The sequence below is a fragment of the Bacillus sp. J14TS2 genome, assembly GCF_018333015.1.
GTDB lineage: Bacteria > Bacillota > Bacilli > Bacillales > Bacillaceae_C > Lederbergia.
This window is the reverse complement of sequence record NZ_BORE01000020.1, coordinates 1-12,561: the sequence shown is the minus strand read 5'-3', so window position 1 is coordinate 12,561 and position 12,561 is coordinate 1. Positions and strand designations below refer to the sequence as shown.

The 12,561-nt window shown below is 38.1% G+C and carries 14 protein-coding genes; 8 read left to right on the top strand and 6 right to left on the bottom strand.

What is annotated here, in order from left to right; all coding sequences use genetic code 11:
- The first annotated feature begins 61 nt into the window (after positions 1 to 61).
- The 3 genes from KI375_RS23170 (at position 62) to KI375_RS28035 (ending at position 2,302) form a co-directional block, all read left to right on the top strand.
- The gene (locus KI375_RS23170) at positions 62 to 949 is read left to right on the top strand and encodes a nucleoside hydrolase (RefSeq protein WP_212975767.1); all 888 of its coding nucleotides are present in this window, start codon (positions 62 to 64) and stop codon (positions 947 to 949) included.
- A complete protein-coding gene (locus KI375_RS23165) occupies positions 946 to 1,872 on the top strand; it encodes an aminoglycoside phosphotransferase family protein (RefSeq protein WP_212975766.1) in 927 nt (308 codons plus the stop codon). The genes KI375_RS23170 and KI375_RS23165 overlap by 4 nt, the downstream gene beginning before the upstream one ends.
- Positions 1,873 to 2,050: 178 nt before the next feature.
- The gene (locus tag KI375_RS28035; RefSeq protein WP_212975833.1) at positions 2,051 to 2,302 is read left to right on the top strand and encodes a zinc ribbon domain-containing protein; all 252 of its coding nucleotides are present in this window, start codon (positions 2,051 to 2,053) and stop codon (positions 2,300 to 2,302) included.
- A 246-nt stretch (positions 2,303 to 2,548) separates the two neighbouring features.
- On the opposite strand, the gene KI375_RS23155 is transcribed toward KI375_RS28035, so the two are convergent.
- Positions 2,549 to 3,085 (bottom strand): dihydrofolate reductase family protein, encoded by a 537-nt coding sequence (locus KI375_RS23155; protein WP_212975765.1) that lies wholly within the window; start codon positions 3,083 to 3,085, stop codon positions 2,549 to 2,551.
- Between the two features lie 104 nt (positions 3,086 to 3,189).
- Here KI375_RS23155 and KI375_RS23150 point away from each other — a divergent pair, with 104 nt between their 5' ends.
- Complete coding sequence (locus tag KI375_RS23150; RefSeq protein ID WP_212975764.1) at positions 3,190 to 4,152, top strand: helix-turn-helix transcriptional regulator; 963 nt, start codon at positions 3,190 to 3,192, stop codon at positions 4,150 to 4,152.
- 5 nt (positions 4,153 to 4,157) lie between these two features.
- On the opposite strand, the gene KI375_RS23145 is transcribed toward KI375_RS23150, so the two are convergent.
- The 4 genes from KI375_RS23145 to KI375_RS23130 form a co-directional block, all read right to left on the bottom strand.
- On the bottom strand, positions 4,158 to 4,916 hold the full coding sequence (locus KI375_RS23145; RefSeq protein WP_212975763.1) for an amidohydrolase family protein: 759 nt from the start codon (positions 4,914 to 4,916) through the stop codon (positions 4,158 to 4,160).
- 259 nt (positions 4,917 to 5,175) lie between these two features.
- Positions 5,176 to 6,582, bottom strand: coding sequence for a catalase (locus KI375_RS23140; protein WP_212975762.1), 1,407 nt, complete (start codon positions 6,580 to 6,582; stop codon positions 5,176 to 5,178).
- Between the two features lie 111 nt (positions 6,583 to 6,693).
- Entirely contained in the window at positions 6,694 to 7,224 is a 531-nt protein-coding gene (locus KI375_RS23135) for a DinB family protein (RefSeq protein ID WP_212975761.1), read from the bottom strand.
- Positions 7,221 to 7,982, bottom strand: coding sequence for a DUF2087 domain-containing protein (locus KI375_RS23130; RefSeq protein ID WP_212975760.1), 762 nt, complete (start codon positions 7,980 to 7,982; stop codon positions 7,221 to 7,223). Before KI375_RS23130 ends, KI375_RS23135 begins: the two co-directional genes overlap by 4 nt.
- Positions 7,983 to 8,263: 281 nt before the next feature.
- Here KI375_RS23130 and KI375_RS23125 point away from each other — a divergent pair, with 281 nt between their 5' ends.
- The 3 genes from KI375_RS23125 to KI375_RS23115 all read left to right on the top strand — a co-directional run bounded on the left by KI375_RS23125 (position 8,264) and on the right by KI375_RS23115 (position 10,885).
- Entirely contained in the window at positions 8,264 to 9,181 is a 918-nt protein-coding gene (locus KI375_RS23125) for a hypothetical protein (RefSeq protein ID WP_212975759.1), read from the top strand.
- Positions 9,182 to 9,494: 313 nt separating this feature from the next.
- A complete protein-coding gene (locus tag KI375_RS23120; protein WP_212975758.1) occupies positions 9,495 to 9,968 on the top strand; it encodes a GNAT family N-acetyltransferase in 474 nt (157 codons plus the stop codon).
- Positions 9,969 to 10,084: 116 nt separating this feature from the next.
- Positions 10,085 to 10,885 carry a CPBP family intramembrane glutamic endopeptidase gene (locus KI375_RS23115; RefSeq protein ID WP_212975757.1) on the top strand — a complete coding sequence of 267 codons (801 nt, stop codon included), beginning with the start codon at positions 10,085 to 10,087 and terminating at the stop codon, positions 10,883 to 10,885.
- Between the two features lie 228 nt (positions 10,886 to 11,113).
- On the opposite strand, the gene KI375_RS23110 is transcribed toward KI375_RS23115, so the two are convergent.
- Positions 11,114 to 11,530, bottom strand: a complete 417-nt coding sequence (locus KI375_RS23110) for an SgcJ/EcaC family oxidoreductase (RefSeq protein ID WP_212975756.1) — start codon at positions 11,528 to 11,530, stop codon at positions 11,114 to 11,116.
- 128 nt (positions 11,531 to 11,658) lie between these two features.
- On the opposite strand from KI375_RS23110, the gene KI375_RS23105 reads away from it, so the two are divergent.
- Positions 11,659 to 12,141, top strand: coding sequence for a MarR family winged helix-turn-helix transcriptional regulator (locus KI375_RS23105; protein ID WP_212975755.1), 483 nt, complete (start codon positions 11,659 to 11,661; stop codon positions 12,139 to 12,141).
- The last annotated feature ends 420 nt before the right edge of the window (positions 12,142 to 12,561 follow it).

Sequence of the window (12,561 nt, the reverse complement as noted above, 5' to 3'; positions counted from 1 at the left end):
ATGGGAATTTGCAAAGAAATCTTGTAAAAATAATATGTTATTATTACAGGAGGTAAAAGGAATGGAAAAGATATTCCTTGATACGGATATTGGTGGCGACATTGATGATGCAATCTGTTTAGCATACTTACTAAAGGAACCTCAATGTAACTTGATGGGGATTACAACGGTGTGCGGGGAACCAGAAAAAAGGGCTGGGGTTGCTGATGCGATCTGCAAAACGGTTGGTCGGAAAGTGCCAATTGTTGCGGGCTTAGATACAACGTTACAACCTGTGCCCGTATATCCGACCCCAGACGGAGCTGCGGCATTACAAGCTTGGGAGCATGACATCTACCAAAAATCGAATGCACCAGCATTCATGTATCAAATAATTAAAGAGCATCCTTACGAAATTATCCTAATCGGTATTGGCAATATGACGAATATTGCTACCTTATTTCGTGACTATCCAGACACACCTAATCTATTAAAAGCCCTTTATGTGATGAATGGATATTTTGCAAAGGAACCACTGCCAGAGCCTTGGTATAATTGGAACGCTTGGGCAGATCCACTGGCTGCAAAAATGGTATTTGCTTCCGATGTGAACGTTCACAAAGCAATACCGCTTGAGGTTACCGAGCTGCTGACGATTGATGCAGTGAGAGCAAACGAATTGTTTCACACAAACTCAAAACTAAACAGAGCAGTCCTCGACTTTGGAAATGCTTGGTTAGAGAGCTCGAATCAATTAACGTTACATGATCCTTTAGCGGCCGTTACCATTTTCCATCCGGAAATATGCCAATTTGAAAAAGGGTTTGTAACGGTCGAAACAAATGAGAAATCTTTAATGGGAGCCACCACCTTTACAACAAATAGAAAAGGAAATGTAGACATTGCAAGAACAGTGGATAAAGAAGCTTTCTATAGTGTTTTATCATCTACATTAAATAAACCAATATGATGTATAAAAGAGAAATTCCACCACTTGTTATAAGTAGAGCCACTGCCGCTGGTGAAGCAGGGAAAGAGTGGCTGGCGAAACTGGATGATACTATTTTGGAAATTGAAAAGCAATGGGAGATTACGGTGGGCCAATCCTTATTTGGCGGTTCGACTGCTTTTGTGGCAAACGCAAGCGATAAGCAAGGGAAAAAGTATGCGCTAAAACTGGAGATGCCTGATAGCGTCGGGCAAATTGATTTTTCCATGGCAATTAAGGTTTTAGAATTGGTAAACGGCAATGGGTATGTAAAACTGTTTACCAGCGACCATGAGAAGAAGGCTGCTCTGTTAGAACGTCTTGGAAAGCCTTTAAAAGAGACCAGTATCGCTATTCCCGAGCAGATCAATATTATTTGTTCGACCTTACAAAAAACATGGTTTGTTCCTCACAGCCATTCCACATTGCACAATAGCAAAGAGGTTTTCTCCTGGTTTGCTAGATTTATCGAACCTACTTGGAAATCGTTAGATCAGCCATGTTCTGAGAAAACGATCGAACAAGCCTATCGTTTTCTCCAATCAAGGCAAGCGAATGAGCAGCCAGAAAAGCATGTGCTCATTCACGGTGACGCCCATAACGCAAACATTTTACAAGATTTATCCGCAAGCAATCAATTCAAATTGATTGATCCAGATGGTATCTTTTATGAAAAGGCTTATGATTTAGGTGTGCTAATGCGAGAGTGGCGTGAAGAGTATCAGCACCATCCCGTGACAAAAGGTATCGAACGCTGTGAACAGTTGAGCCTTCTTACAGGAGTGGATAAACAAGCCATTTGGGAATGGGGATTCTTGCAATGTGTCTCCACTGGGTTGTTATTGATGACCTTCGATAATAAATCAGGCAGGGAGTTACTGGCAGTTGCAGAGGCTTGGACATAATTAAAATATTAAGCTCCAAGAACGAACAATATATTATCTTAGCGGAGTATATTTCCCGAGCGAGAGTTATGCACCCTAGTCGTTCTTTGGGGGGAGGGGGGCGAACGTTTCGGTAGGAAGCAAGAATACAACAGCCTTCCCTGTGGAATCAAGGGAAAAACAAAACAGAAACTAACGTATAAAGCAGACCCAAAAGGGGCTCAAAGTCGAAGGAACAGAGGAGAGTTATACTTCCCAATCCTGTTCATTTTGCGGAGGGAAACATCAAGCAAAAGGAAGAGGATTTATTTGTTCTGTTTATCAAACAGAAATCCATTGTGATATCAATGGTGCAGTCCGGCCGTGCCTGTTTTCGTGGAAAAACGCGAAAAGGGTAACGGCGATCGGTTTGGGCCGTGCCCGTTTTCATGAAAAAGCGGAAAAAGGGTAACGGCGAGCCGTTTGGCTGTGCCCGTTTTCGTGGAAAAGCGGAAAAAGGGTAACGGCGATTAGGTTGGCCGTGCCCGTTTTCGTGGAAAAGCGAAAAAAGGGTAACGGCGAGCCGTTTGGCCGTGCCCGTTTTCATGGAAAAACAAAAAGGGTGACGGCCCACAGTAGTGCTGTCCCCTTTTTTTGTAAGATAACCTTTGATCTTCAGAAATCAGTAGGAGTAAGAATTTCCGCTTTATCAAGTGCTTTACTTTTTTACCGTATAATGCAATTCTACAAATTGATTGAATTTCCTTGTCCCTTTTAATGACAATTCTAAGTGATAATCCCCGTTCTTAAACAAAGGAATCCCGCTTCCAATGAGGGTTGGTGCGACAGTTATGATGAATTCATCAACAGCATTTTCTTTTAGGAAGGAAGATAGCAGTTCTCCTCCTCCAAGCATCCAAATATTTTTCCCTGCCTGTTCTTTTAATTCATTTACAAAGTCCGGAATATTGGGATTAATAAATTTCACTTGTTTCGTATCAGCCATTGAAGATCTGGTGAACACGTAACAATCTTTATCAGTATATGGCCAGCTATTGTTACCTTCATGCTTTATAATCCAATCGTAAGTTGTTTTCCCCATTAAAACGGTATCAATCGTGTCAAAAAACTCAGAAGTGCCATTATCCCCTTCTCCCTCTACCTTAAACAACCACTCAAGTGACTCCTCTTTTGTCGCAATATACCCGTCTAAACTTGCAGCAATAAATAATACCACTTTCCGTTTTTCAGTCATCAACCATTCTCCTTTCCGTTTCTATAGATAAAGTATAAACTATTTATATGACATCTCTTGTCATATAAAAACAAACTTGTATTTTGAAAGAAGGTTGCGAGATTATGCGGGCTGATCGATTACTCAACATAATGATATTGCTACAAAATAGAGGGAAAATGACAGTTAGGGAGTTGGCAACTGAACTTGAGGTTTCAGAAAGAACAATTCTAAGAGATATGGACGCTTTAAGTCATGCGGGGATACCGGTTATTTCGGATCGGGGGAGAGATGGAGGGTGGCGTCTGTTAGATAATTTTCGTGCTCATTTAAGTGGATTGAACACTGGCGACGTCAAATCACTCTTTCTGTTCCCTTCGGAAGAATTGCTGAAAGACTTAGGATTCAATAAACAAACATTGGATACGAGACAAAAATTATTCGCCTCTATCCCAGAAACCTTTCAAGAAGAGGCACAAGGGAGCTGGGAAAGAATTCATATCGACTCAGGTACTTGGCGACAAACTAAGGAAAGTGTTCATGCTCTTAAAACAGTCCAGCAAGCAGTTTTGGAAAGTAAAAAGCTGACAATCGAGTATGAACAGGCGAATGGAGAACAAAAGGAAAGGTTGGTTGAACCATTAGGGTTGGTAGCGAAAGGAAATCGCTGGTATCTTGTAGCATCAAGAAATGGAGAGCTACGTAATTATAGGGTTTCACGTATACGCATTGCAAAAGTTGAAAATGAAACTTTTAAAAGGCCGGCTAATTTTAATTTGGCGGCATACTGGGAACAATCCAAGATCGATTTTATAGAAAAATTACCCAGATTTGATGTGCAAGTAGAAATACATCAGTCCATCATGAAAAGAATTAATTTTACAGGTAAATTTGTTCAAAGTATAAAAGCAGAAAATCCAAATAAAGATAATTGGGTACCCGCTACTTTAAGATTTAATGCTAAGCACGAGGCTATCGAATTCATCTTAGGATTTGCTAATAAAATCAAGGTGATTTCTCCAAAGAAACTTTCGGATGAAATTGTGTCATCGGCTTTAGCTATTATTAAATTTTATGAAAATAAATAGCTATTTTAATCGAAACTAAACGACTTAAAATACCATTTTAACGCATTCGTATATAAAATTTTATCGGTAGTTTTTTTATCAAATAGCTCCTGAACTATTTCAATGTCCGCATATTCAAAAGGTCTTTTCGCCCTTGTAGATGGCAAATCTGTTCCAAACATTAGAGCGTCCGGATTAATATCATTAATTGATTTTAAGGCATTCTGGATATTCAATTCCACACGACCAAAACCAGTGGCTTTAACTCGCACTCCTTTATCGACCAACCTTAATAAATGCGGTAAACCTTCTTCAGATAATCCTAAATGGTCAATTGAGATTGCTGGTAACGTTTCAATTGTTGATGCAATTTCGGATAATTCTTTTGCATCAATATAAAGCTCGCTATGCCATCCTACTAAATCATAAACTCTTCTAGCAAAGTAATCGAGCTTTGATAAATCTTCTGAACCCCCTCGTTTTATATTAAAACGTAATGCTTTTACCCCATTTTCGTTTAAATTTATAATCTCTTCGTCCGTTGCCGAAAAGGGTAATTGCGTTACACCACAAAATGTTGGGCCCATTTGTTGGAGTGCTTTTAATAAATATTCTTGATCAAATCCTTGGAAGGATCCAGATACAATTGCTCCACCTAATACATTCAAATCAGCAGTTTCATGTTGATAATCTTCTACAACATAGCTAGGTGGAAAGTAGCCTTGATTTTCGGTGATTGGAAAATCAAAATTAATAATATGAAAATGTGCATCAAAAATTCTCATTTCAACTACCCTTTCTTTTTCGTTCTAATGCAAACGATGATAGTCCAATTATAAGGTTTATTTAGGGGAAATGATATGGAGAGTATACGGGCAGAGAGCAAGAAGATACGAAATTGAAAAACGAAAAAGTGGCGAGGAAATCAAGTGGAGCCTTTCAGGATTGACTGGATGATAATGATCCTTGTGGGTTAAGCTCAAATAACCTGGGAGAAAGACAAAGTGCGCTTTGCTTTCCCCTCAGGTTATTTGCTTGTATAATCTACTCTCGTAAGCCGTCCGATACACGTTCGCCGAGCTCGCGGGAAGCAAGGGTAAAATACTCGATCGCCTTGTCCTGTAGATCCCGCCGTATTCCTGTCAGTGCGGTGACAAGATTTGAGACAAGCTGAGACTTCCCAGTTTGCGATAATGATAGATAGAAATCTCCAGCTTGCGAAAAATCATCTTGCTTTACTATATCTGAACGCACGAGTTTCCCCTCTACAAATCTACCTTCCCCACTTGTCTGTAAATCGTCTGGCCGCCAATGCTCTTGCGCATTCACCGGCACCTTACGGAATTGTGGACCGATACGATAACGCTGAGAATCCCAATATATATTCGCCCGTCCTTGTATGATCTTATCATCGGACAATTCAGCTCCATCTAATAAGTTTGAAGGTGAGAATGAAATCTTTTCTACTTGCTCCATATAATTTTTGGGATTGCGATTGAGCACCATCTTCCCGACAGGATGGAAAGGGTACGCTTCTTCGTCCCACACTTTTGTATCATCAAGGGGATTGAATGGCAGCTTTTCTGCATCCTTTGGGTCCATAATTTGTACATACAGCCCGTATTCTACTGATTTCCCATTAGCGATCGTTTTGAAAAGATCTTCACCGGCATAATCGGGGCTGATCGCTGCAAGTTTCTCTGCCTCCTGGTTTGTAATATATTCAACTCCGTCAAATGGATACCAAAGGTATTTAATGTAATGGCGTTTTCCTGCTGAATTTCGCCATACGTACGTACTGACGCTGTGGCCAGGAATATGTCGCAGGCTTTTGACCGTACCATGGTCGGAAAAGAGTCGGACAAAAAAATGAGTGGACTCCGGGGTAGTGGCGACAAATTTCCAAAGTCGTTCCGGATCCATTAAGTTATTCCTTGGTGAGGGCGCCATTGCTTCAACACTTTCTGCAAAACGCCTTGGATCGCGCAACGAAAAGATCGGGATATGGTTGCAAATAAGGTCGAAGATACCCTCGTCTGTATAGAACTTCGTTGAAAATCCCCGTACATTGCGCAATGTATCCGGGGTGCCTTTATTGCTCGCCCCAAGCGAAAAACGGACAGCGACAGGGACTGTTGTACCAGGCTGTTGAAGAAAGGGAAGCTTGGTATATTTACTCATACTATTCAATGTTTCGAAATAGCCAAAAGTACCATAACCTTTCACATGTAAAGGGCGTTCCACGATTTTCTCGTGAACCAGTGTTTCCAGTGATTCATGCAGAATATTATCTTGCTCAAGTATTGGACCGTCCTTGCCAACCGTTTGTGAATATAATGATTCAGGATTGACCGATTGCTGATGTTGACGATCAGGTTGCTGGTTTTCTGTTGCTGGTTTTCGAACAGGTAGGCGTCTTCCTTGTTGAGGATTATTTTTGTTATCGCTCATTATTTCCTCCTTATGAAAAAATGCTCTATATTATATGTTATGAATGATGCTTGTTTCAATATGCATCATTTGAGCGACCCACCTGATAAGTCTCTTGCTGGCCATCTCGCTTTATTTTTTTACAGAAGCGTATTCAAAACGAACATAACCAATCTCAGCAGTGTTTTTCATTAATTCAAGATTTAACCACGAAGCCAATTGATGGAATTCTACTTCGTTGTTGAATGGGAATTTACTATAGGATGTGCTATAGAGATCTTCTTCTTTTAAGTTGTCCAAGATATTTTCCCATTTTTCCATAAGCAAATGGATGGCGTTTTTTACTGATTCAACATGTTCATGAACCTTGATATCCTCTTTCGTCAGTGTTCCTTCACCGAATGAGTGATCCAATACCATTTCCCACCAGAAAGTGATATGCCATAATGTCCAGGCGATACTAGGCGTTCCAATATGATAAGCTTCAGAATCAGGCAAATCAACATGCCATTTTCCAGCTTTTTCTTGAATATAGAGTCCGGCGTTTGGTGAACACCATCTATATTCTTCTTGTTCCAGAGTAGCAAGGTGGTATTCCAGCAGTTGTTTAGAGATACTAAATTGAAATTTGATGTTATTAAGCAGGGCATTAGTTTCACTCATACCCAATACTCCGTTCCATCCTTACTGCGTTTCATAAATCCGTACTCAATTAAATATCTTCTAATAGTAGCAAAATCACTGTAAATCGGTTTTAGTATGTGATTTATTTCTTTCTCCGTATAGACCGTATTTCCTTCAAACTGCGTCATTATATTTTGCAGGACAATCAATTTTCTTTTTTCCTTACTTGGAAATGTATCTAACGGCCCATCCAATCCTTCTTTGAAATAAGTTGATAAAATTTTCTCTTTCTCTGTCTCTGTTATTGCATAACGATCGTCCACCATTTTTGCCCCCTTATGAAAGTGAATAAACTTATGATCATTTTCCTGATTTGACTTTTTATTTAATAGATTCATTAACGTAAGGAATATTTTCGCACGTTTTTCTTTTTCCTTTAAATTAAATCGATGGCTTCGGATAGTAGAGGGGTTCCCGCCATTTTGTTCTTTTACAATTTCTTTATCACTTAATCCTTGATGAAAAAGTGTAAGTAAATTTTTTTGATGGTCTGTCAATCCGGTGTATTTCTTATCAAGATGAATGAAATGATCGAATAAAGAACCATGGATCTGTTCTATATGCTGGATGATAGCTTTTTTTGCTTCGTATAATGTTCCGTCCACCGGATAAATGATTCCATCCTCAAAATGTTCGTTGCATAGCAGACATACATAGCTGTCATTATTTTTATCAAAAGTATAGCCAGTTGAAAGTTCTTCGACTGTAGCATTCCAAAAGTAATTTTCGTAGGACATTTATTGGACAACCTCCACTTTTGCTTTATTAATTATAAACATAATACAATAACGTCCAATATTATTCAATGGTATTCTGCTGCAAGTATGGTCTATTCTTCAATTTATATAAAAGTGCTGGTGAAAAAGTATGGACAGCGAACATTATGGAGTTGAAAATACTTCTTAAGGATAAAGCATGAAAGTATTGAGGGAGCCAAATCAGATGTGTACTTACACCGAAAAGCTCGTGTGTTATAATGAACACGATATTTTTGAGCACACCAGGAGGAAGTTGAAATATGCGTGCAATACCAGTTACTTTTAAAAATATCCTCGTTATCTTGATATTCATTGCCATGACGTATGGATTCACCTGGCTTTATATCAATTTCAACGAAACTATTAAAGATAAACCAGTTGAAGAGACCATTGAAATAAAATATAGCAAAAAAGGACTGTATCTATACCCTCGTTTTGAAATACTTGTTTCAAATTCAGAACGTCCAAGCTCGGTTACCAAAGAACAATTTGAATCAATTCATGTAGGGGATAAGATTTCTGGGTATATGAAGAACGAAGAGACTTTCGTCACAGAAAAGGACATACAATTCGAAAAATTATTAGGCATACCTATTCTTGCTGTTTTATACTTAGCTACATTTTCCTTTGGCATCGGACTGTTGAAAAACGTAACCTGGATTAAAAAATGGACAAATATTTTACAAAGGATCGTAAAAGTAAGTATCTCTATTCTACTAATCATCTATGTGACGACAGGATTTGTCTTGACTGTACTAGCTGCGACCAATATTTTTCATAAAATCAATAAATGGAATCTAACGGAAGTAGAGGCCACGGTTTGGGGTGGAGATTATGATATAACACGTTCCTATAAAGGAGCATCCTATACAACCTATGAATTATTGCTACACTATCAGGATGAATCAGGTAAAGACCATCTCACAAAAAAAGCTGTAACCAACACTACATACAAACAATACGATGTTAACCAAGCCATTCCACTTCTTTATCGTAATAACGATGTTTATGATACGTTTGTTTTTACAAAAAGTATTAATGAAATCTGGCCCGCATTTTTCAATTTATATACATTCTTCCTAGGTTTTTATTATGTTTCAATATTTGCCATGCTTAAAGCTTGGCGTAAGAGGAAACGTAAACAAGTAGAAGAAGAGACGAGGCTGGGACATAACTAAAATGCAAAACAACAATGTATTGCTTTAGAGAAGTACATTTCCGGAGTGAGGTTAGTAATTTGGTTTTATCTTGAGTGAAAACATTTTTGCCCGATGTGTTGTTTCGATACATTCTACATAAAAGAAGTTGTTCGCTTGGATCTCTTAAAGATTGAAAAGCGTGTAAGAAATTTGTAAGGAATAAGAAAGAAAAATGAGAGAGCTGTTCCTTATGATGAACATAGGGGCATTTGCTCCTTTGATCATCTATGACGTTCAAAAACGAACAATATGAAGATTACATATTCACACTTTATTGCGGGAGGGATTTTAAATGAGGATTCGTTTAGTGAAAAGTTCAGATTATCATGCTATTTCACCATTAATTAACAAGTGGTGGGGAGGCAGGCAAATGGCTGATATGTTACCAAAATTATTTTTTAATCATTTCAATCAGACTAGTTATATAGCTGAGAACGATGGTGAGATTGTTGGTTTTTTGATAGGCTTTCTATCTCAATCCTATTCTGATGAAGCTTATATTCACTTTGTCGGAGTTCATCCTAACTATCGAAACAATAATATTGGAAAGAAACTATATCATGAATTTTTTAAGGTTGTGAAAGAGAATGATAGACACAGTGTCCGTTGTGTAACATCCCCTGTCAATAAAGTCTCAATTGCTTATCATCTTAAGATGGGATTTGAAATTGAAAAAGGGAATAAAGAAGTGGAAGGCGTTTCTGTTTTTGCGGATTATGACGGCCCTAATCAAGATAGAGTGCTATTTGTTAAGAAATTAGACTAAATAAAATAAAAAAGTTTTAAAGAATGATCAAGTAGCATTAGGGGCGATCTAACTCTTTACCTTTTCGAAAAATCTGTATTCTATCATAGTCATTTTGTGGAAAAAGGGGAAAATGAATGAGCAATAAAATAAAAAGGTCAAAAATGGTTATCATCGTAATAGTCTATTACATCGTCACTTTGTTTGCTGCTGGATTTTTTGGGGTTATACAACCTAGTACAGCCATCCCAAACGAGGTTATTCAGCTGACGCAGTTTGGTCCAACGCTTGGTGTTGTGATTGTTATACTGCTATTTAGAGGAGATTCCCTTCAAATTACATTCGGATTTCGTTTTAATTCAAATAGTCTCCGTAATCTGCTGATTGTTCTTGCATCAATCGTATTTGTGTTTGCAATCGCGGTCGGCTGGTATCGAATATGGGGCGTTTCCGTGGGTTTTGTTCATCCTGCGGATTTGTCGAATCCGTTTTGGTTGATCATCATTGCACAATTTATCGGGGCTGCAGGTGAAGAGTTTGGCTGGCGTTGCTTTCTTCAACCTTTCCTACATACCCGTTTAAGAATGCTTAATGCCTCGATGCTTGTTGGTTTGTTATGGGGGATTTGGCATGTTGGTATTTTTTCTGAAGGATTCATGTTTGCTGGTTTATTTATTTTATCGACTGTTTCCATGTCAGTATTTCTCGGTGAAGTGTTAAATAGAGCAAAAGGGAATCATCTTATATTAGCGGTGTCTTTTCATGCATTGATGAATCTGGGAATGTTATTACTATTTGATGAAGAAAATGGAAGTTTATTCGCAATGGCAGCTCTTGCGGGAGCTGTGACGATTTTAGCTTTATGTTCCCTGGTTTTCAGGTGGAATAAATTTTCACGACAAGGCAGGCCTGATTATTTGGTGATCCCAAGGAAATAAAGAAATGACTGAAGTACTCAGAAGGTGATAGCAGTGCATACTCAAAAATAGCAAGCATTTTTCACAACTCTGCTACTTTGCCATAAAGGTTAATCAGAAATGACGCATAATCCAGATTTGCTAGTACTTTTAACGTTAATTATACAAACAGGACAGGATATGGAACAAAAAACATATTTCCAATTTCTAAGCAGGCATACTAAGAAATTGGAAATGTAGTACTTCATTTTAATGATTATCTTGAATTCGACAATTATGAAAGGCAGTTATTTTCCACACTCCACCTGTTTTCATGACTATGTTTGTGTTAATTGAGCCTCTATCTCCTGGATCTTGGTTAGGATCAGCAAGTTTTGCTTCTCCTGCCCCGATGACAATTGCAACATCGCTAGTAATAAAACGGGGCTGTAACTCTGAAGTAGTGGCTAATTCCATCTTTGATCCGTTTAGTGGTCCGTCAAATAACCATTGATGGACATCAGCGATCTGTTTTCTCCCCTTTAAATGCTGTCCCATAAATGTGATGTAATCTGCATCTTCAGTAAAGCAGTCTCCATACAAAGCTCCGTCACCTTTGTTCCATGCCTCGTAGAGATTTGTAAATAGGGCTTGAATATCCTCCGCTGCTTCTTTTGGATTTTTCATTGTGAATCATCCCTTTCCGTACTAAGTTTGAATACAGATGTCCCTTATGGTATATTAAAAATAATATCTTGATAAACCTATTATCTCGATTAATCAAGATAAATACATAATACATTGTGAGGTGCATCATGTCAAGTAGTCATGATTCTTCTTCGGAACTTACTTCAATTCAGAGAGAATTAATTCTTCAACTACGTCAAAACAGTGGCTATGCTGTAATGTTTCATCAATTAATTTCAGACAGATTGGGTTTGAATCCCACCGACCATAAGTGTTTAGACTTTTTGAATCGCAATGGAGCTGTTACAGCAGGAAGGCTTGCCCAATTAACAGGTTTAACTACAGGGTCCATTACCAGTGTAATCGACAGATTAGAAACTGCGGGGTATGTCATTAGGGATAAGGATCCTAAAGACAGAAGGCGTGTTGTTATTAAGGTAGTTCCCGAAAAGGTGGATAAAATTTCACCTATGTTCCAATCAATCTTTGAATCCACTTCCGAAATTTTAACCCAATATAATGAACAGGAAACTAAACTTTTACTCAACTTTATAAAACAATGTAATGATATGACTTTAACTGTGATGAATCAATTTAAGCAAGGTGGATAATGATTTTATCTGTCTCTTAGCAACCAGGCGCGTTTTTGGAACAAACAGGATAGCATATAAGAAAGTGCTATCCTGTTTTGCTTTTAGTTGTTGGAGATTAGGCTTCTTAAGTCACTTCAGCGAGGATGCCGTAAATAAAATAAAGCAGCGATGACTAGTAACTTTATATTGTCAGTTGAACTAAATCAGATCATGATCGCGTATGTAGGTCTGTTTTTATTTGTCTCTATTTTTACTACTGCCTTATTATACAGACGACCAGCGTGGAGAGGAGATAAATAGTAACAAATTATAAAGAGGCTGGGACAAAACCCAGTAAAAACAGAAAAAGTGATTTTCTACTAAGATGAAGTAGGAAATCACTTTTTTAATTTGATTAAAAAATGAAAAAATATACAAAAAAAGGATACCTTCTGATAA